Origin of the sequence: Rathayibacter caricis DSM 15933 (genome assembly GCF_003044275.1) — a bacterium.
Classification (GTDB): domain Bacteria; phylum Actinomycetota; class Actinomycetes; order Actinomycetales; family Microbacteriaceae; genus Rathayibacter; species Rathayibacter caricis.
Map to the genome: position 1 here is coordinate 430353 of NZ_PZPL01000001.1, position 20014 is coordinate 450366.

Here is a 20014-nt window from a genome sequence, read left to right on the forward strand (position 1 = left end):
CCCCTCCGGAGGGAGGAACGGGCTCGTCGAGGTGGTGCGGGTTACGCCATCAGGTCGGGCGTCGCCGGGCCGGCGGTCGCCGCTCCGGTTGTCGCGCCGGCGCTGATCGAGATGAGGCGCGGAGTCGTCGTGAAGACGAACTTGCCCTCGGCGAAGTCCACGTGGATGTGGTCTCCGGAGCCGAGCTGGCCGTGCAGGATCTGCTCGGACAGCTGGTCCTCGATCTCGCGCTGGATCGCGCGGCGGAGGGGGCGGGCACCGAGGGCCGGGTCGAACCCGACCTCGATGAGGCGCTCCTTCGCCGGCTGCGTCAGCTCGACCGTCATGTCGCGGTCGAGCAGGCGGTCGCTCAGGCGCTTGATGAACAGGTCCACGATCTGGAGCAGCTCGGGCTTGGACAGCTGCGGGAAGACGATGACGTCGTCCACGCGGTTGAGGAACTCGGGCTTGAAGTGCTTCTTGAGCTCCTCGTTGACCTTGCCCTTCATGCGGTCGTAGCCGGTGGCGTTGTCGCCCTCGATCTGGAAGCCGACCGGGCCGCCCGCGATGTCGCGCGCACCGAGGTTGGTGGTCATGATGATGACGGTGTTCTTGAAGTCGACCACCCGGCCCTGACCGTCGGTCAGGCGTCCCTCCTCCAGGATCTGGAGGAGCGAGTTGAAGATGTCGGGGTGCGCCTTCTCGATCTCGTCGAACAGGACCACGCTGAAGGGCTTCCGGCGGACCTTCTCGGTGAGCTGGCCGCCCTCCTCGAAGCCGACGAACCCGGGAGGGGCGCCGAAGAGCCGCGAGACGGTGTGCTTCTCGCCGTACTCCGACATGTCGAGCGAGATCATCGCGTCCTCGTCGTCGAACAGGAACTCGGCGAGCGCCTTCGCGAGCTCCGTCTTGCCGACGCCCGTGGGGCCGGCGAAGATGAACGACCCGGAGGGGCGCTTGGGATCCTTGAGACCCGCGCGGGTGCGGCGGATGGTGCGCGAGAGGGCCGCGATGGCCTCCTCCTGACCGATGACGCGCTGGTGCAGCGCCTTCTCCATGAAGACGAGCCGCGAGGACTCCTCCTCGGTCAGCTTGAACACCGGGATGCCGGTCGCCTGGGCGAGGACCTCGGCGATCAGGCCCTCGTCGACGACACCGGTCGCCTTGACGTCGCCCGACTTCCACTTCTTCTCGAGGCGCAGGCGCTCACCGAGCAGCTGCTTCTCCTCGTCGCGGAGCGACGCGGCCTTCTCGAAGTCCTGGTCCTCGATCGCGGCCTCCTTCGCGGCGCGGACGACGGCGATGCGGTCGTCGAAGTCGCGCAGCTCCGGCGGGGCCGACAGGATCGACAGGCGCAGGCGTGCGCCGGCCTCGTCGATCAGGTCGATGGCCTTGTCGGGCAGGAAGCGGTCGCTGATGTAGCGGTCGGCGAGGTTGGCGGCCGAGACGATCGCGCCGTCGGTGATGGACACCTTGTGGTGCGCCTCGTAGCGGTCGCGCAGGCCCTTGAGGATGTTGATCGTGTGAGGGAGCGACGGCTCCGCCACCTGGATCGGCTGGAAGCGGCGCTCGAGAGCGGCGTCCTTCTCGAAGTGCTTGCGGTACTCGTCCAGCGTGGTCGCGCCGATCGTCTGCAGCTCGCCGCGGGCGAGCAGCGGCTTGAGGATCGAGGCGGCGTCGATCGCGCCCTCCGCGGCCCCTGCGCCGACGAGGGTGTGGATCTCGTCGATGAAGGTGATGATGTCGCCGCGGGTGCGGATCTCCTTCGTCACCTTCTTCAGGCGCTCCTCGAAGTCACCGCGGTAGCGGGAACCGGCGATGAGCGAGCCGAGGTCGAGCGTGTAGAGCTGCTTGTCCTTCAGCGTCTCGGGCACGTCGCCGCGCACGATCGCCTGGGCCAGACCCTCGACGACGGCGGTCTTGCCGACGCCGGGCTCGCCGATCAGCACGGGGTTGTTCTTGGAGCGGCGCGAGAGGATCTGCATCACGCGCTCGATCTCCTTCTCGCGCCCGATGACCGGGTCGAGCTTGTTGTCGCGCGCGGCCTGGGTCAGGTTGCGGCCGAACTGGTCGAGGATCTGCGAGCCGCCCTGGGGCTGCTGCTGCTCTCCTCCGACCGCGACCTGCTCCTTGCCCTGGTAGCCGGACAGCAGCTGGATGACCTGCTGGCGCACGCGGTTGAGGTCGGCGCCGAGCTTGACGAGCACCTGCGCGGCGACGCCCTCGCCCTCGCGGATGAGCCCGAGCAGGATGTGCTCGGTGCCGATGTAGTTGTGGCCGAGCTGCAGAGCCTCGCGGAGCGAGAGCTCGAGCACCTTCTTGGCGCGCGGCGTGAACGGGATGTGACCCGTCGGCTGCTGCTGCCCCTGGCCGATGATGTCCTGGACCTGCTCGCGCACCGCGTCGAGCGAGATGCCGAGGGACTCGAGCGCCTTGGCGGCCACTCCCTCGCCCTCGTGGATCAGCCCGAGCAGGATGTGCTCCGTGCCGATGTAGTTGTGATTGAGCATCTTGGCCTCTTCCTGGGCCAGGACGACGACGCGCCGTGCGCGATCGGTGAATCTCTCGAACATGCTGTCACTCCCTACGGAACCCGCAGGGGTGGGCTCCGATAGGACGACTGTAACCAGCGCTCCCCCGGGTCGGACCCCCTGTTCGCCCTGGGCGTGCAGCCGATCCCGCCCGGGCCCGCGGTCCATGCACAGGCATACACTTCCCGCATGAGCAACCTGGAGAAGCACCCGGACGAGCACCCGGTGTCCTCCGCCCGCGGCACGGCGGTCGGCTCCCCCGGCATCGAGGTTCTGGAGGCGCGCCTCGTGCCCCTCGGCGGCCCCCGCGCCATCGAGGTGCGGCGCACGCTTCCGCAGCGCTCGCGGTCGACGATCGGCGCCTGGTGCTTCGCCGACCACTACGGACCGGTGACGCTGGGCGAGGAGGCCGGGATGGACGTGCCCCCGCACCCGCACACGGGACTCCAGACGGTCAGCTGGCTGTTCGAGGGCGAGATCGACCACCGGGACAGCGTCGGGAGCCACCAGCTCGTGCGGCCGGGCGAGCTCAACCTGATGACCGCGGGCAGCGGCATCTCGCACTCCGAGGTCTCGACCGGAGGCGCTCCTGTGCTGCACGGCGTCCAGCTGTGGGTCGCCCTCCCCGAGAGCGCGCTGGCCATCGATCCGTTCTTCGAGCACCACCGCGGCGTCCGCGTCGACCTGCCGGGCGCGGTGGTCCGCGTGTTCCTCGGAGGGATGCTGGGCGCGTCCGTGCCCGCGAGCACCTTCACTCCGCTCGTCGCCGCGCAGATCGACCTGGAGCCGGGGGCGTCGGTCGACCTGCCGATCGACTCCGGCTGGGAGCACGGCGTGCTGGTCGACTCCGGTCCGGTCGTCGTCGAGGGGGTCGAGGTCGCGCGCGCGGATCTGGCCTACGTCGCACCGGGACCCGCGACCCTGCGCCTGTCAGTCGGCGACGCGGGCGGCCGCGTGGTGCTGATCGGCGGTGAGCCGTTCGGGGAGGACCTCGTGATGTGGTGGAACTTCGTCGGCCGGCGCCACGACGACATCGCGGCGGCGCGCGAGCGCTGGCAGGCCGATGTGATCGACGGAGGAGACCCCGCGGGTCCGTTCGGCACCGTCACCGGCTACGACGGCCGCTCCCTCCCGGCGCCGACCCTCCCGACGGTGCGGCTCAAGCCGCGCCGCCGGGTCTGATCGCGCCGGGCCGGACTGCTCAGGACCCGACCGCTCAGGACTCCGTCGCGGCGCTCGCCTTGTCGACGCCGCTCTTCTGCTCACCGCTCTCCTGGCCGGCGCTCTCCGCTTCCTTCTGAGCCGCCTTCTCGGCCGCCGCCCGGTCGGTCGCCTCCGCCGACTCGCGGAAGGCGCGGCGCGGATCCTGCGTGGCGCTCATCGGCGAGAGGTCGCGCGAGCCGATCGCGTCGACGACCCAGCCCGAGATCACGCGCCACTTGCGATCCAGGGTCGGCATGGCCGCTCCGTGGTAAGCCCGGTGGGCCAGCCAGGCGAGCGGACCCCGGAGCTTGACGCCCTTGATCACGCCCGCGCCCTTGCCGATGCCGTACTCCGCGACGGTGCCGACGGACGCGTGCCGGTACTCCTCGACGGTGCCGCCGGTGAGGTCGGCGACGATGTTCGCCGCGAGCAGCTTGGCCTGGCGGACCGCGTTCTGCGCGTTCGGCGGGTAGTACGCGGGCTGCTTCTCGGAGGTGAGATCCGGGATCTGCGCTCCGTCGCCGGCCGCCCACGCGCCGGGCACCGGAGTGCCGTCCTCGCGGATCACGCGCAGCCGCGCGTCCGCCATCACATGGCCGCGGGGGCCTCGGGGCGCGTCGGTGGCGTCGAGGACAGGGTTCGGCTTCACTCCCGCCGTCCAGACGATGGTCGCCGACGGGATCCGCTCGCCGCTCGAGAGCTCGACGACGCCGTCCTCGCACGAGGGCATCGTGGTCTTCAGGTGCACGTGCACGCCGCGGGCGCGCAGGTGCTCGAGCGTCCACTTCGACAGCTCGGGGCCGACCTCGGGCGCGACCCGGTCGAGCGCCTCGACGAGGTGCCAGGTCACGTCGCCCATCGAGAGCGAGGGCTGCGCGGCGAGCGTGCGGCGGCTGAGGTCGAGCAGCTCGCTCAGCGCCTCGACGCCCGTGTAGCCGCCGCCGACGAAGACGAAGGTGAGCAGCCGCCGGCGCTCCGCCGCATCGGTCGTGAGCGCCGCCCGCGCGATGTTCTCGATGACGCGGTCGCGCAGATGGGCGGCCTCCTCGAGGGTCTTGAAGCCGATGCCGTGCTCGGCGAGCCCGGGCGTCGGGAAGGTGCGCGTGACGGCGCCCAGGGCGAACACCACCTGGTCGAAGGCGATCGTGCGCGTCGAGCCGTCGAGAGCGGCGACCTCGGCGCTGCGCTCCTCGAGGCTCACTCCGGTGATCGATCCGCGGATCACGCGGGTGCGCTTGAGGGCGGAGATCAGCGGGACGGTCACGTGCCGCGGCTGCACGTGCCCGCCGGCCACCTCGGGCAGCAGCGGCTGGTAGGTCATGTAGGGGTTGGGCTCGACGACCGTGACGTCGATCGGAGCGAGACCCCGGCGCTTCTCGAGCCCCCACGCCGTGTAGAGGCCGACGTAGCCGCCGCCGAGGATGAGGATGCGCGTGGTTCCGGATGCCGTCATGTCGGTCCCTTCTCGGACCCGGCGCGACGAGCGGCCGGGTGCAGCGGTGCGGAGGAGTGTCCGACGCTACGCCGAGGGTGTTCCGGGGGACAGGGCCTTGCGCCCGCGCGGCTGAGCGGCAAGAGTGCCGCCGGTCAGCCGACCGCGCGCTCCTCGTCGCGCAGGCGCCGGCGGTACTCGCTGGGCGAGAGCCCCGTCTGCGTGGCGATCGCCCGGCGCAGCCGCTCGGGCGACGAGAACCCCGCCCGCCGAGCGATGTCGCTGAGCGGCAGGTCCTCCCCCTCCGGACCGCCGACGATGCGGAGCGCGCTCTCGGTGCGCACCGTCGAGATGAGCTCCCGGAGCGTCGTGCCGCGCTCGTCGGCGATCGCCCGCTGCAGCGTGCGCAGGCTCACCCGGCAGCGGCGGGCGACGGTGCCGGGATCGAGGCCCGGATCGGTGTGGTCGGCCTGCACGACCCGCTCGGCCGCCTCGACCATGTCGTGGATCCCCATCCGCTCGAGCGACGGATCGGAGCGCTCGGAGTCGAGGACCCGGCCGAGGCGCTGCACGGCGTCCTTCAGGAACTCGGCCTGCACCGCGTGGCCGATGTCGAGATCGGCGAGGAACACGCGCAGCAGCGAGCGCGCCGTGTCGGTGAGCGGCGACGCAGGGACGTACCGCGGCGGCTCCGGCCTCCTGGAGCGCTCGGCGGTCGGCACGGCGAGACGCAGGAGGAGCAGCCGGACGGGGCGGCGCGCGGACACGACGACCGGCACGTCCGACGACAGCGCGAGGACACCCTCCGACACCGCGATCGTGCCGGCCGACGACTCGACGACGAGCTCCCCCTCCATCGGCAGGAGCAGGACGGTCGACGGCTCGACGATGCGGTCGCTCGGCCAGCGGACGACCAGCGGGCCGGTGACGATGTGCAGTGCGCGCACGCCGTCGACGCCGGCGAGGGCGAGATCCATCCGGAAGGCCAGGGGCAGGTCGACGTCGATGTCGGCCGCGCGACGCAGCGCCGCGACGCCGTCGGCGCCGCGCAGCCGGACGGTGCGGGCGCCGGCGCCGATCGGGATGCTGGCGGGATTCTGCAGGACGGGGCGTGGGACCACGGTGGCGACTCCGATCGTGAGCACGGCCGCCGCGGAGGCGCCGTCTCTCGGAGCTTAGAAGAGGTGAGACTTGCTCGTCTCCGCCCAGAAAGGGGCACCGGGCGTCACTGCAGCGCGGAGGTCAGCCTCGCGAGGTTGTCGAGGATCGTCGAGCGCAGCGGCTGCCGGCGCCACTCCCGCAGCGTCAGCTCGCGCGAGTGCTCGCGGTAGTCCTGCTGGACCTGGCGCAGGTCCTCCACGAACTCGGCCCCGCGCACCATCAGCGACACCTCGAGGTTCAGGGTGAACGAGCGCATGTCCATGTTGCTCGAGCCGATCACGGCGACGTCGTCGTCGATCGTGAAGTGCTTCGCGTGCAGGATCGTCGGAGCGCGGTACATCCAGATCCGCACGCCGGCCGTGAGCAGCGTCTCGTAGTACGAGCGCTGCGCGTGGTAGACGACCGCCTGGTCGCCGATCTCGGAGACGAACAGCTCGACGTGGATCCCCCGGCGCGTGGCCGTCGTGATGGCGTAGAGCATCGCCTCGTCCGGCACGAAGTACGGGCTCGTGATGATGATCGACTTCTGCGCCGAGTAGAGCAGGGTGAGGAACAGCCGCAGGTTGTTCTCTCCGTCGAACCCGGGCCCGCTCGGCACGACCTGGCAGTCGATGGTGTCGCGCTGCTGGAGCGCCTCCATCGGCTCGGACTCGCGCAGCAGCAGTTCGTCGGTCTCGCTGTACCAGTCGGTGATGAAGATGGCGTTGAGGCCCTGCACCACCGGACCCTCGAGCCGCACCATCAGATCGTGCCAGTGCAGGCCCCGGCGGATGTTGCCGCGCTTGTTGTAGCTGGAGTCGACGACGTTCTGCGAGCCCATGAAGGCCGCGTTGCCGTCGACGATCAGGAGCTTGCGGTGGTTGCGGAGGTCGGGGCGCTGGTACTGCCCGCGCCACGGGCGCACGGGGAGCATGTAGGACCAGTGCGCACCGGCGTCGCGCAGGCGGCGCAGCCGCCGGTAGGTGCCCCCCGCGTAGCCGGGCACGCGGATCGACGCGATGTGGTCGAGCAGGATCCGCACCCGCACGCCGCGGGCGACCGCCCGGTCGAGCGCGTCGAAGAAGGGCTCGGTGGTCGAGTCGGCGGCGAGGATGTAGAACTCGCAGTGCACGTACCGGCGCGCACGATCGATCTCGGCGGCCATCGCCCGGATCGTCTGCTCGTAGTCGCCCTGCAGCCGGGCGTCGTTGCCGCCGACCAGCGGCATGGCGCCGAGGTTGCGGTTGAGGGTCACGACCGACTCGAGCCACTGCGGCCACGGGTGGTTGCGCGCGACCCGGTCGATGCCCTCCGTCGACTCGAGGATGAACCGGTTGATCTCCTCCTGCTTGCGCCGGCGCTTGCGCGGCAGGCGGTAGCTCCCGATGAAGAGGAAGAGGAGGATGCCGACGTAGGGGATCAGGAAGATCGCCATCAGCCAGGCGAGACCGGTGGTCGGGCGCCGGTTGCGCGGCACGACGATGACGGCGACGACGCGCACCACGAGCTCGACGACGATCGCGGCGATCGCGAGGACGAGCGACCAGTCCGGTTGCGGCACCGCGTCTCCTCGCCGTTCGCGTGCAGGGGGTCGGCGACGGCGCGGGCTGCGCGCCGCTCCCCGATCCGGGGTCGGTCAGGAGGGGTCGGTCAGGAGGCGTCGCGCGGAGGCAGACCGCGGCGGGCGCGCTCCTTCGCCTCGATGCGGTCGTAGGCGCGGCGCTCGTTGCGGTCGGAGCGGATGAGCGCGCGCATGATGAACCAGAAGAGGAGACCGATGCTGACGGTCGGCAGAAGAGCCCACAGCCCCTGATTCCAGATCTCCCAGTCCATGCGGCGATCCTACCCGGGCGCACCGGACCGGGCCTGGGGATGGCCGTGACGTGAGTGTCAGCCGCTCTCGACGGACTTGTTGAGGGCGGCCGCGTCGGCGTTCAGGCCCTCGAGCTCGGTGCGGAGCGCGTCGTACGCCGCGATGTCCGCGTCGATCGCGTCGCGCCGGGCGTCGATGGCCTCTCCGCGGGCCAGCAGATCGGCCCGGGCGGCGTCGAACGCGGACTGCGAGGCGAAGTCGCCGCTGTCGGCGCGGGAGTTGAAGGAGTCGATCTCGGCGTTCAGGGCGTCGTACTCGGCGTTGTTCGCCTCGACCCGCGCCGTCAGGTCGACGTACGACGCCTCGATCCGGGCGACCAGGTCGGTGATGCGGTTCTCGAGATCGGTGAAGACGGCCTCGTAGCGCGCGTTCAGCCCGACGACCACCGAGCGGTCGGTGAAGTACTGGGCGTAGTGCGCCTCGAGCGCCGGCGGCAGGTCGACGGCCTCGGTGCCCAGGATGGAGTGCAGCTCGTTGACGCGCTCGCCCAGCCCGCCGGTGCGGTACAGCTCGAGCCGCTCGGCGACGGTGCCGCCCTCGGGAAGGGTCTCGTACGCGGCCTCGAGCTGTGCGCCGAGGTCGCTCCGCTCGTCGTCGTCCAGCCGGTCCCACGCCGCGTGCAGCATCTCGTGAGCCGCGGTGACGTCGCGGATGCCGTCGAGATCGGGGTTGTCCACGTCCGAGATGTAGATGTCGCTGCCGGTGTAGCAGCCGAGCACGATCTCGTCCGAGGCGCCGTAGCCGCACAGCTCGTTGAAGCCGGTGGTCGGCTCGACCGAGGGGTGCGAGGCGTAGTAGAGGGCGCGGCCGCGCGTGGACATGGCTGTGCGCTCCGCGAATCCGGCGATCGTGGCGTCGGGCTCGAACGCCTCGGCCGCCTGCCGATCGGCGACGGCCGCTCCGAGGTCGCGGGAATCGGCGAGCACGGACGCGGCGACCACCGTGCCCACCCCGAACTGCGCGACGGTGAGCACGCTCGCGACCGCGATCGCGACGATGCTGGATGCCCGGACCACGTCTCCCCCGTCCGGCCGCGAGGGCCGCCGTCGTGCTCGGCGGGGGCGGACCCGCCGTTCGTCCAGGCTACTTGACGAGCGGGAACAGGATCGTCTCGCGGATCCCGAGGCCGGTGATCGCCATCAGGAGCCGGTCGATGCCCATGCCCATGCCGCCCGTCGGCGGCATGCCGTGCTCGAGGGCGCGGAGGAAGTCCTCGTCCAGGCGCATCGCCTCGTCGTCGCCCGCGGCCGCCTGGCGCGCCTGCTCGACGAAGCGCTCGCGCTGCACGACCGGGTCGACGAGCTCCGAGTAGCCGGTGGCGAGCTCGAAGCCGCGGACGTAGAGATCCCACTTCTCGACGACGCCCGGGATGGTGCGGTGCGCGCGCACGAGCGGCGAGGTGTCGACGGGGAAGTCGAGCACGAAGGTCGGACGGGTCAGCCCGCCCTTCACGAAGTGCTCCCACAGCTCCTCGACGTACTTGCCGTGCGTGGGCACGTGCACCTCGACGCCCTCGCGCTCGGCGAGCGTCTCGAGCTCGACCAGCGGGGTCTCGGGGGTGATCGCGATGCCGGTGGCCTGCGACAGGCTCTCGTACATCGAGATGCGGTCCCACTCGCCGCCGAGGTCGAACTCGGTGCCGTCGGCCCAGGTGACCACGTGCGATCCGGCGACGGCGAGCGCCGCGTTCTGGATCAGCTCCTGCGTGAGATCGGCGATCGAGGTGTAGTCGCCGTAGGCCTGGTACGCCTCGAGCATCGCGAACTCGGGCGAGTGCGTGGAGTCGGCGCCCTCGTTGCGGAAGTTGCGGTTGATCTCGAACACGCGGTCGATGCCCCCGACGACGGCCCGCTTGAGGTACAGCTCGGGGGCGATGCGGAGGTAGAGCTCGGTGTCGAACGCGTTGGAGTGCGTCGCGAACGGGCGGGCCGAGGCTCCGCCGTGCATGACCTGCAGCATCGGCGTCTCGACCTCGAGGAAGCCGTGCGACGAGAAGGTGCTGCGGAGGGACGCGTTGACCGCCGCGCGGGTGACGACCGTCTCGCGGGCCTGCGGACGCACGATCAGGTCGAGATAGCGCTGGCGCATCCGGGTCTCGTCGCCGAGCTCGTTGTGCAGGTTCGGAAGCGGGAGGATCGCCTTCGCGGCGATGGTCCAGCTCGACACCCAGACGCTCAGCTCGCCGCGCTTGCTCGAGAGCACCTCGCCCTCGACGAACAGGTGGTCGCCCAGGTCGACGAGCTCCTTCCACGCGGCCAGCGACTCCTCGCCGACGTCGCCGAGCGACACCATGGCCTGGATGCGCGAGCCGTCGCCGGACTGCAGCGTCGCGAAGCAGAGCTTGCCGGTGTTGCGCTGGAAGACCACGCGGCCGGCGAGGCCGACCCGCTCGCCCGTGCGGACGTCGGGCTCGAGACCAGCGTGCCGCTCGCGGACCGCGGCGATGGTGTCGGTCACTCCGACCGCGACCGGGTAGGCGCCGCCGCCGAGGTCGTCGCCCGCGCGCTCGATCAGTCGCTCGCGCTTGGCGAGACGCACGGCCTTCTGCTCGGACGCCTCCTCGGCGAAGAGATCATCGGGGTTCACGGGGGCGTCGGGGGTGTCGGCCATGTCGGGGCGCAGGTGCTTTCGGTCGGGGGCGGAGGGGCGCGATCAGGCGAGCAGGATCGGGCCGTTGTCGAGGAGCCGGGTGGATCCGACGATCGCGGCGACGAGCACGAGGGCCGGGCCGCGATGGTCGTCGTCGACCGGGAGGAGCGTCGCCGGGTTCACGACGACGAGGTAGTCCAGCTTAACCAGCGCCTCGCCCATCGCCGCCGACTGGGCGGCCGCGATCACGGCGTCGATCCCGCCGTCGGCCGCGGAGGCGGCGGCCTCGAGCACGTTCGGGACGGTGCGCGCGGCGCGGCGCTCGCGGGCGTCGAGGTAGCGGTTGCGGCTCGAGAGGGCGAGGCCGTCCTCCTCGCGGACCGTCTCGACGGCCTCGATCGCGACGGGCACGTCGAGGTCGCGCACCATGCGCCGCACGAGGAACAGCTGCTGCGCGTCCTTCTGCCCGAAGAACGCGACGTCGGGCTGCACGATGTGCAGCAGCTTCGCGACCACGGTCAGCATGCCGTCGAAGTGACCCGGGCGGGAGCGTCCCTCGTAGAGGGTGCCGACGTGCCCGGCGACGACGCGGGTCGACGTGGGCCCGTCCGGGTACATCTCCGCGACCGACGGGGCGAAGACGACATCGACGCCCTCGGCCTCCAGCAGCGCCGTGTCGGCGGCGAGGTCGCGCGGGTAGCGGTCGAGGTCCTCGGTGGGGCCGAACTGCAGCGGATTCACGAACACCGACACGACGACGAGGTCGGCGCTCGCGCGTGCCGCGTCGACGAGCGCGAGATGGCCGTCGTGCAGGGCGCCCATCGTGGGGACGAGGGCGACGCGGGATCCGGCGCGACGCGCCTCCGCCACCCGCTCGCGGAGGGCGTCGATGCGTTCGATGGTGCTGATCACCCGACGATGCTACCGGCGACTCCCGCCCCTCCCCCTTGCTGATCGAGTAGCCCGCGCAGCGGGCCTACCGAGATCCACTACAGCCCGGACATCACCCTCGGAGGACGTGGGTCTCGATACGCCCCTCCGGGGCTACTCGACCGGCAAGCTCTCGGCACCCCGCCTCCTCCTGCTGATCGAGTAGCCCGCGCAGCGGGCGTATCGAGATCCACCATCGCTGAGGCGGGGGCGGTCAGCCCGCGGCGCGGCGGAGGGCGTCGTCGACGGAGGAGCGGACGAGGCTCGAGAGGAAGAAGCCGGGCTTCTCGACGCCGATGCCCGCCAGCAGGCCGGCGGCCTGGTCGACGATGGCGGTCGAGAACGTGGTGGCGGTCGAGACGGCCTCCGCGTAGGCGGCGCGGTCCGCCTCCGCCACGGTCACCGGCTCGCCGCCCATCTCGACGACGAGCGCCTGCGCGATCGGGAGGACGGGACCCGGTGCGGTGACCGCGAAGTACGTCTCGACGAGTCGCGCGAGGTCGAGGCTCGTACCGCTGAAGGCCATCGCGGGGTGCGCGGCGAGCGGGATCACTCCGGCCGCGAGAGCGGGGGCGAGGATCCCGAACCCGTGCTCGGGAGCGGTGTGCAGCACGAGCTGGCCCGGCTGCCAGACCCCTGCGGCGGCGAGCCCGGCGACCAGCGACCCGAGCTCGTCGCCCGGGACCGCCAGCACGACGAGCTCGCTGCGCTCGACGAGCTCGGGGATCGCGAGGATCGGCGCGCCGGGCAGCAGGGCGTCGGCGCGCTCGCGGCCGGCCTCGCTCGTGGTCGCGACTCCGACGATCGCGTGGCCGGCGCCGGCGAGAGCGGCGCCGAGCACGGGGCCCACGCGGCCCGCTCCGATGATCCCGACGCCGAGGCGTCCGTCGCGGCGGGGCTCAGGCATACGGGTCTCCTTCGGGGGCGGGCCACGACGGGGCGGGCACGGCGGCCGCGCGCCTCCCCCACAGGTGGCTGGCATCGCGCTCGGCCGCGCGCACTCCCGCGTGCGCCAGAGCGTCGAAGAACGCGAGCCCGTCGGCCGCTCCCATCACGGGCACCATCGGAGTGACGGGGCCGGTGACCGTGTGCACGCGGGCCGAGGCGAGCCCCAGCAGGCGCTGGACGGGCCCCTGCTGGACGCCGATGCTCTGCATGCGCGCGAGCGGCACGACCGCGACGCGCCGCCAGACGGCTCCGCTGCGCAGGATCACCACGTCGTCGGTGAGCCGGTAGCCGGTGCGGCGCCAGGAGAACGGGCGGAGCCACGCCGCGGCGCGGGGCGCCCGGGTGAAACCGGTGGCGTCGCGGTGCCGCAGTGCGTCGCCGACGGGAGTGGCCTCGGCGCCCTCCGCGGCGCCCGGCAGCAGCAGCCCGAGCACCTTCTCGACGTCGCGCAGATCGCCGACCGGGAGGATCGTGGTGTTCGGCTGTCCGTTCGCGCCCTGGGATGCGGCGTGGCCGGCGCGGTCGATCTTCACCTGCCACCACCCGAAGGGCCGCCAGAGCAGCGGCTGGGTGATCTCGACCGCGTGGACGCGGCCGGGCGGCAGCGTGTCGCTGCTGGTCGAGAAGACTCCGTAGCCGACGCGGACGCCGTCGGGAGTGGCGGCGATCGAGTAGCGCAGCGAGCGCACGAACTGGCGCACGTAGTAGCTGCCGGAGCCGAGCAGGCCCGGCAGGATCGCGATCAGCACGTAGGGCGACCCGTGGACCGCGACGAGCACCACCGCCACGATCGACGCCGCCAGGAACAGGGTGAACCCGCTGAAGACGAGCGAGCCCAGCAGCCGGCCGGGCGGGATCGACAGGATCGACTCCGGGGGCGTGCCGTCGTCGTCCGTCCCGCCGAACTCCTCCAGCCGGCGCGCCAGGAAGCCGCCGGCCGGAGCCTCCCCCGGAGCGCCCGCCTCGCGCTCGCGGACACCGGAGGCGAGCCGCAGGATGTCGCGGCGGAGCGCGTCCACCAGGCGCGAACCGAGGTACGAGAGCTGCACGTTGGCGTCCTGGCCCGCGACGCCGACCTCGAGCTTCGCGGCGCCGAAGATCCGGGCGACGAGCGGGCGCTGCACGGCGATCCCCTGGATGCGGTCCAGGCGCGCGCGGCGGTTCGTGCGGAACAGCACGCCCGAGCGCACCTCCACGACCTCCTCGGTGATGCGGAAGGTGTGCATCCGCCACGACAGCCAGAAGGCGAAGACCGCGACGCCGAGTCCGACCGCCACCGCGAGGAGCGCCCAGCCGATCAGTCCGCGGTTCACGAGCTGATCGACGGGGTCGCCGCTCTCGTACTCGCCGGCACCGGGCAGGAACAGCTCGACGAGGCGCTCGCGCAGGTTCGTGATCAGGATGCCCAGCACGACGATCAGGCCGATGCCGCCCTTGAGGACGGGCGTCGCCGGGTGCAGGCGGTGCCACTCCCCGTCGGCGAGGTCGGTCTCGATGCCGCGGACCGCTCGCTCGGGAGCCTCGCTCACAGCCCGGCCCGGCGCGATTCGGCGAGCGCGACGAGACTGTCGCGCAGCTGCTCCGCGTCGGCCTCGGCCAGGCCGGGGATGCTCACTCCGGTCGCCGCGGCGGCGGTCACGAAGCGCAGGTCGGCGAGGCCCAGCGCCCGGGCGAGCGGTCCGCGGTTGACGTCGATGAGCTGCATCCGGCCGTAGGGCACGGACACGAAGCGCTGGAACATGATGCCGCGGCGGAAGAGCAGGTCGTCGTCGCGGAGGAGGTAGCCGTACGCCCGGGCGCGGCGCGGCGCGACGATGAGGAGGGTCAGCGCGAGCGCGGCGGCGGCGAGGAGCGCGATCCATGCCCAGCCCACTCCGACGAGCCAGAGAACGACGGGCACGGCGAGCAGCACCACGCTCGAGACGACGGCCGACACGATCTCGACCGCGATGTAGCGGGGCGAGACGCGGCGCCAGTCACCGGTGAGCTCGAGGCGGGTCCCGAGGGCGCTCGGCTCGACCTGCGGCGCCGACGGCTCGGCCTGCGTCGCGAGCGGCTCGCGCTGCAACGCGAGCGGCTCGTCCTGCGGGAGCGGCTGCGGCTCCGCGCGCTCCCGGCGCGCCTCCTCCTCGAGCCGCGCCTCGCGGCGGGACTGCGGCTGCTGCGGCTCGTCCGTCATGCTCACGTACTCCTGTCGGCGACCCTCCGGCGGCCGGCGTCAGGCGCGGTTCGCCTCGCCGACCACGGCGTCGTCGTCGTCATCGCTCGGCGGGATGGTGCAGAGGTGCTCGGCGACCAGTCCGGCCACCAGCAGGACGATCGATCCCGCGATCGTGGCGACGTCCTGCCACACGGAGCCTAGCGAAGGCACCGCGCGGCTCAGCAGGTAGACCAGGATCCCGCCCGAGGCTCCCAGCAGCAACGCTCCGACCAGGCTCGAGGCCTTCGCCAGCACCACGACGCGCATCGCGCGGAACGGATCGATCCGTCGGCGCAGGGTTCCCGTGGTGGCCCGGTGGATCGGGATCGCGAAGGCGAGGACCACGGCCGCGACCACGACCAGGGTGAGCGGCACCGTCAACGGCGGCAGCAGCACGGGGCGACCGGAGGAGGCGATCGCCAGGTCGAGGAGGAACCCCGCCACGGCGCCCGCGAGGGCGAGGCCGAGCAGGGTGCTGAGGCGGGTGCGCGTCACGGAGTGCTGCTCTCGGGGTCGGGTGTGCCGGGGGCGGTGCTCGTCGGTGCGCTCGCGGCGCGGGCGCCCCTCCACGCTATCGCTCCGGGCCACGGATGCACCGGGTCGCTCGCGAGGGCCCGCAGCTGCGCGACGGAGCCGTGCCCCGGCAGGACCGCGTCGGGCTCGACGTCGAGCCACGGCTCGAGGACGAAGGCGCGCTCGGCGGCGCGGGGGTGCGGGAGGGTGAGGTGCGGGTCGTCGCGGACGACGGCTCCGACCGCGATCAGGTCGATGTCGAGCGTGCGGTCGCCCCAGCGCTCCTCGCCCTCCCCCCGGAGGCGGCCGCACGCGCGCTCGATCGCGGAAGTCGCCGCGAGGAGGTCCTCGGGATCGAGAGTCGTGGATCCGGTGACCACCGCGTTGAGGTAGCCGGGTGCGTCGTGGTCGACCCCGTCGAGCTTCCACGCGGGGGTCTCGACGACCTTCGAGACGGCGTGCACGCGCAGTCCCGGAGTGGTGGCGAGCGCGCGGACCGCCTCCTCCAGGTGCGCGAGGCGGTCGCCGAGATTGCTGCCGAGCGCGAGGACGACCCGGCGCTCCGGGAGGATCCGCTCCTGTCGGGGCCTCACGAGCGGGCCCGGGTGATCTGCACGGCGACGTCGTCGAACGGCAGCGGGATGGGCGCGTCGGGCTTGTGGACGGTGATGCGCACCACGTCGGCCGCCGCGAAGCCGAGCGCGACGGCGGCGAGGCGCTCGGCGACCGTCTCGATGAGGTCGACCGGATCGCGGGTCACCGCGTCCGCGAGCGCGATCGCGAGCTCGCCGTAGTGGACCGTCTCGGCGAGGGCGTCGGCGCCGGCGGCGGGCGCGACGTCGAGCCAGACGGTCGCGTCGATCAGGAAGTCCTGACCGTTCTCGCGCTCGAAGTCGAAGACGCCGTGGTGCGCGCGCACGCGCAGCCCCGTGAGGGTGATGGAGTCGCGCAGCGCGAGGGCGGCGGGGTCGACGGCGGAGGGGCGGACGCCGGTCGGGACGGACGCGGACGGTTCGGACTCGGTCACCGGAGCTCCTCGTGCAGGCGGGCGGAGAGCGCCAGGGCGCGGGCGCTCGAGCGGACGTCGTGCACCCGGACACCCCAGGCGCCGCGGTCGGCGGCGAGGAGGCTGAGCATGGCGGTCACGTCGTCGCGCTCGGCGGCGGCGGCCTCGGCGGCGAACGGAGCGAGGAAGCGCTTGCGCGAGTGCCCGACGAGCACAGGGAAGCCGAGCGACACGATCGAGTCGAGGTGCGCGAGGAGGGCCCAGTCGTGGCCGCCGTTCTTCGCGAAGCCGAGTCCCGGATCCAGGATCAGGCGGTCGTCGCGGATGCCCGCCTCGCGCGCCGCGTCGATCCGGCGCTCGAGCTCGCCCCGCACCTCTCCCACGACGTCGGCGTAGGAGGCGAGCGCGTTCATGTCGGCGCTGTGGCCGCGCCAGTGCATGGCGATGTAGACGGCGCCGCGCTCGGCGACGAGCGGCAGCATGGCGGGGTCGGCGAGGCCGCCCGAGACGTCGTTGACGACCAGCGCGCCGGCGTCCAGGGCTGCCTCGGCCGTCGCCGCGCTCATGGTGTCGATGCTGACCTGCACGCCCTCCGTGGCGAGCGCGCGGACCACGGGGAGCACGCGCGCCTGCTCGGCGTCGGCGTCCACGCGCGCGGCGCCCGGTCGCGTCGACTCGCCGCCGACGTCGATCAGGTCGGCGCCGAACGCGGCCGGCCCGTCGCCGCTCGAGCGCGTCATGCCGATGCCGTGCCGCACAGCGTCGTCGACCGAGAACCAGCGGCCGCCGTCGCTGAAGGAGTCGGGGGTGACGTTGAGGATCCCGAGCAGGGCGGCGCGCCCGGTCGGCGCGAGGTCGGCGGCGGAGGGGGGCACGTCACTCCCCCCGAGCGGCGCCGATCAGCGCGATGATCTCGGCACGGGCGGCGGGCTCGGCGAGGGTGCCGCGGGCGGCGACCGTGACGGTCGAGCTGCGGGTCTGGCGCGGTCCGCGCATCCGCACGCAGCCGTGCTCGGCGTCGACCACGACCACGACGCCCTCGGGCGCGAGGCCCGTCTGGATCACGTCGGCGATCTGCTCGGTCAGCCGCTCCTGGAGCTGGAGCCGCGAGGCGACGGTCTCGACGACGCGCGGCAGGCGGCCGAGGCCGACGACCCGCTCCCCCGCGCGGTAGGCGATGTGCGCGACGCCGACGAACGGCAGGAGGTGGTGCTCGCAGACGGAGCGGAACGCGAGATCGCGGACGATCACGGTCTGCCCGTCCGGGTGCGCGGTCGCCTCGCCCTCGACGACCGCGAAGGTCTCGTCGAGGTGGGAGGCGGGGTCGACGTCGCTCTCGCCGAAGAACTCCTCGTACGCCTCGGCGAAGCGCCGCGGAGTGGAGGCGAGCCCCTCGCGACCGGGGTCGTCCCCGATGGCCGCGAGGAGCTCGACGACGGCGGCCTCGATGCGCGCCCTGTCGACGGCCACGGGAGCCTAGGCCGTCGCGGGACGCGGGTTGATCAGCGGCGGACGCTGCGGCGCAGTCTGCTCCGTGCTCTCGGAGACGACTCCTCCGTCGGTCGCGCCGGCGTCGATCGGGGCCTTCGCGGCCGGGATCGCGATGGGCGGGAGGTCGGACAGCGGGCGCTTGTCGCTCGAGAGCCACTGCGGGCGCTCGTCGATGCGGCGGACGTCCTTGAAGATGTCGGCCAGCTGGTCGTGGTCGAGCGTCTCCTTCTCGAGGAGGTCGGCGGCGAGCCGGTCGAGGATGTCGCGGTTGGCGTTGATGACCTGCCACGCCTCGTCGTGGGCCTGCTCGATGAGCTGCCGGGTCTCGGCGTCGACCCGCTCGGCGATCTGCTCGGAGTAGTCGCGCTGGTGGCCCATGTCGCGCCCGAGGAACATCTCGCCCGAGGACTGGCCGAGCTTGACGGCTCCGACGTTCGAGGACATGCCGTACTCGGTGACCATCTTGCGGGCGATCGCGGTCGCCTTCTCGATGTCGTTCGACGCTCCCGTGGTGGGGTCGTGGAAGACGATCTCCTCGGCGACGCGGCCGCCCATGGCGTAGGTCAGCTGGTCGAGGAGCTCGTTGCGGGTGGTCGAGTACTTGTCCTCGAGCGGCAGCACCATCGTGTAGCCGAGGGCGCGGCCGCGCGGCAGGATCGTCACCTTGGTGACGGGGTCGGTGTGGCGCATCGCGGCGGCGGCGAGAGCGTGCCCGCCCTCGTGGTACGCCGTGATCAGCTTCTCCTTGTCGCGCATGACGCGGGTGCGGCGCTGCGGACCGGCGATGACGCGGTCGATCGCCTCGTCGAGCGCGCGGTTGTCGATCAGCTGCGCGTTGGAGCGGGCCGTGAGCAGTGCGGCCTCGTTGAGGACGTTCGCCAGGTCGGCACCGGTGAAGCCGGGGGTCTTCCGGGCGACGACCTCGAGGTCGACTCCCTCGGCGAGCGGCTTGCCGCGGCCGTGCACCTCGAGGATGCGCTTGCGGCCGAGCATGTCCGGAGCGTCGACGCCGATCTGGCGGTCGAAGCGGCCGGGGCGCAACAGCGCCGGGTCGAGGATGTCGGGGCGGTTGGTCGCGGCGATCAGGATGACGTTCGTCTTGACGTCGAAGCCGTCCATCTCGACGAGGAGCTGGTTCAGCGTCTGCTCGCGCTCGTCGTGGCCGCCGCCCATGCCGGCACCGCGGTGACGGCCGACGGCGTCGATCTCGTCGACGAAGATGATGGCCGGCGAGTTCTCCTTCGCCTGCTGGAACAGGTCGCGTACGCGGCTCGCGCCGACTCCGACGAACATCTCGACGAAGTCGGAGCCCGAGATGGAGTAGAACGGCACGCCCGCCTCTCCCGCGACGGCGCGGGCGAGCAGGGTCTTGCCGGTCCCGGGAGGGCCGTAGAGGAGCACGCCCTTCGGGATCCGCGCACCGACGGCCTGGAACTTCGCGGGCTCCTTCAGGAACTCCTTGATCTCGTGCAGCTCCTCGATGGCCTCGTCGGCACCGGCGACGTCCTGGAACGTGACCTTCGGCGACTCCTTCGAGACCAGCTTCGCCTTCGACTTGCCGAACTGCATGACGCGGTTGCCGCCGCCCTGCATACCCGAGAGCATCAGCCAGAAGAACGCGCCGATCAGGAGGATCGGGAGCAGGAAGCCGAGCGCGGACAGGAACCAGTTGGTCTGCGGGACCTCGTCGTCGTAGCCGTCCGACGGGTCGGCCGCGGTCACGGCGTCGATGACCTCGGTGCCGCGCGGAGCCACGTAGTAGAACTGCACCTGCGTGCCGTTGTCCCCGTCGGCCTGCGAGAGCGTCAGGTCGACCCGCTGCTCCCCGTCGACGATCTTCGCCGACTCGACCTGGCCGTCCTGCAGCAGCTGGAGGCCCTCCTGCGTGCTGATCTGCCGGAACCCGGACATCGTGATCAGAGAGGACCCGATCCACACCGCGACGATCGCGAGGACGACGTAGAGAATGGGACCCCGGAAGATGCGCTTGACGTTCATGAATGTTGCGGGTGGAGACCCGGCACCTTTCTGACGGAGAAATGTGAGTGTCAGGCTACCTCCCGCACTCTGAACGCGCCCCGCGCGTTCGCCGTGGGCGTGCGTCGCGTCCTACGCCTCGTCGTCGGGCTGCGCGATCTGCAGGGGATCCGGGGCAGGACGGGCGGGGACGAGCGGAGGG

Annotated in this window: 18 protein-coding genes; 1 reads left to right on the forward strand and 17 read right to left on the reverse strand. The window is 72.1% G+C overall.

Features of this window, described 5'->3' with window-relative positions; all coding sequences use genetic code 11:
- Positions 1 to 41: 41 nt before the first annotated feature.
- Positions 42 to 2552, reverse strand: a complete 2511-nt coding sequence (locus C1I63_RS02035; RefSeq protein ID WP_055789859.1) for an ATP-dependent Clp protease ATP-binding subunit — start codon at positions 2550 to 2552, stop codon at positions 42 to 44.
- Between the two features lie 147 nt (positions 2553 to 2699).
- Here C1I63_RS02035 and C1I63_RS02040 point away from each other — a divergent pair, with 147 nt between their 5' ends.
- Positions 2700 to 3692 (forward strand): pirin family protein, encoded by a 993-nt coding sequence (locus C1I63_RS02040; protein ID WP_107573581.1) that lies wholly within the window; start codon positions 2700 to 2702, stop codon positions 3690 to 3692.
- A 34-nt stretch (positions 3693 to 3726) separates the two neighbouring features.
- Here C1I63_RS02040 and C1I63_RS02045 read toward each other — a convergent pair whose 3' ends face one another.
- The 16 genes from C1I63_RS02045 to ftsH form a co-directional block, all read right to left on the reverse strand.
- Positions 3727 to 5166, reverse strand: coding sequence for an NAD(P)/FAD-dependent oxidoreductase (locus C1I63_RS02045; RefSeq protein WP_107573582.1), 1440 nt, complete (start codon positions 5164 to 5166; stop codon positions 3727 to 3729).
- Between the two features lie 134 nt (positions 5167 to 5300).
- On the reverse strand, positions 5301 to 6266 hold the full coding sequence (locus C1I63_RS02050; protein WP_146168342.1) for an AraC family transcriptional regulator: 966 nt from the start codon (positions 6264 to 6266) through the stop codon (positions 5301 to 5303).
- 104 nt (positions 6267 to 6370) lie between these two features.
- Positions 6371 to 7846, reverse strand: a complete 1476-nt coding sequence (gene cls, locus C1I63_RS02055) for a cardiolipin synthase (RefSeq protein ID WP_055789849.1) — start codon at positions 7844 to 7846, stop codon at positions 6371 to 6373.
- A gap of 89 nt (positions 7847 to 7935) precedes the next feature.
- Positions 7936 to 8118, reverse strand: a complete 183-nt coding sequence (locus C1I63_RS02060; RefSeq protein WP_055789846.1) for a hypothetical protein — start codon at positions 8116 to 8118, stop codon at positions 7936 to 7938.
- A gap of 57 nt (positions 8119 to 8175) precedes the next feature.
- Positions 8176 to 9174, reverse strand: coding sequence for a hypothetical protein (locus tag C1I63_RS02065; RefSeq protein WP_055789843.1), 999 nt, complete (start codon positions 9172 to 9174; stop codon positions 8176 to 8178).
- Positions 9175 to 9241: 67 nt separating this feature from the next.
- On the reverse strand, positions 9242 to 10768 hold the full coding sequence (gene lysS / locus C1I63_RS02070; protein ID WP_107573583.1) for a lysine--tRNA ligase: 1527 nt from the start codon (positions 10766 to 10768) through the stop codon (positions 9242 to 9244).
- Positions 10769 to 10810: 42 nt separating this feature from the next.
- Positions 10811 to 11659, reverse strand: a complete 849-nt coding sequence (panC, locus tag C1I63_RS02075; RefSeq protein ID WP_107573584.1) for a pantoate--beta-alanine ligase — start codon at positions 11657 to 11659, stop codon at positions 10811 to 10813.
- A gap of 232 nt (positions 11660 to 11891) precedes the next feature.
- A complete protein-coding gene (locus tag C1I63_RS02080; RefSeq protein WP_107573585.1) occupies positions 11892 to 12584 on the reverse strand; it encodes a Rossmann-like and DUF2520 domain-containing protein in 693 nt (230 codons plus the stop codon).
- On the reverse strand, positions 12577 to 14154 hold the full coding sequence (locus C1I63_RS02085; protein ID WP_244906952.1) for a PH domain-containing protein: 1578 nt from the start codon (positions 14152 to 14154) through the stop codon (positions 12577 to 12579). The genes C1I63_RS02080 and C1I63_RS02085 overlap by 8 nt, the downstream gene beginning before the upstream one ends.
- Entirely contained in the window at positions 14151 to 14693 is a 543-nt protein-coding gene (locus C1I63_RS02090) for a PH domain-containing protein (RefSeq protein WP_107575695.1), read from the reverse strand. Before C1I63_RS02090 ends, C1I63_RS02085 begins: the two co-directional genes overlap by 4 nt.
- Positions 14694 to 14843: 150 nt before the next feature.
- Positions 14844 to 15320, reverse strand: a complete 477-nt coding sequence (locus C1I63_RS02095; RefSeq protein ID WP_055791409.1) for a DUF3180 domain-containing protein — start codon at positions 15318 to 15320, stop codon at positions 14844 to 14846.
- Complete coding sequence (gene folK / locus C1I63_RS02100) at positions 15317 to 15931, reverse strand: 2-amino-4-hydroxy-6-hydroxymethyldihydropteridine diphosphokinase (protein ID WP_107573586.1); 615 nt, start codon at positions 15929 to 15931, stop codon at positions 15317 to 15319. The genes C1I63_RS02095 and folK overlap by 4 nt, the downstream gene beginning before the upstream one ends.
- The gene (gene folB / locus C1I63_RS02105) at positions 15928 to 16365 is read right to left on the reverse strand and encodes a dihydroneopterin aldolase (protein ID WP_244906953.1); all 438 of its coding nucleotides are present in this window, start codon (positions 16363 to 16365) and stop codon (positions 15928 to 15930) included. Before folB ends, folK begins: the two co-directional genes overlap by 4 nt.
- On the reverse strand, positions 16362 to 17219 hold the full coding sequence (gene folP / locus C1I63_RS02110) for a dihydropteroate synthase (protein ID WP_107573587.1): 858 nt from the start codon (positions 17217 to 17219) through the stop codon (positions 16362 to 16364). Before folP ends, folB begins: the two co-directional genes overlap by 4 nt.
- A gap of 1 nt (position 17220) precedes the next feature.
- The gene (gene folE, locus C1I63_RS02115) at positions 17221 to 17814 is read right to left on the reverse strand and encodes a GTP cyclohydrolase I (protein WP_055789828.1); all 594 of its coding nucleotides are present in this window, start codon (positions 17812 to 17814) and stop codon (positions 17221 to 17223) included.
- Positions 17815 to 17820: 6 nt separating this feature from the next.
- Positions 17821 to 19833, reverse strand: a complete 2013-nt coding sequence (ftsH, locus tag C1I63_RS02120; RefSeq protein ID WP_107573588.1) for an ATP-dependent zinc metalloprotease FtsH — start codon at positions 19831 to 19833, stop codon at positions 17821 to 17823.
- Positions 19834 to 20014 lie beyond the last annotated feature (181 nt).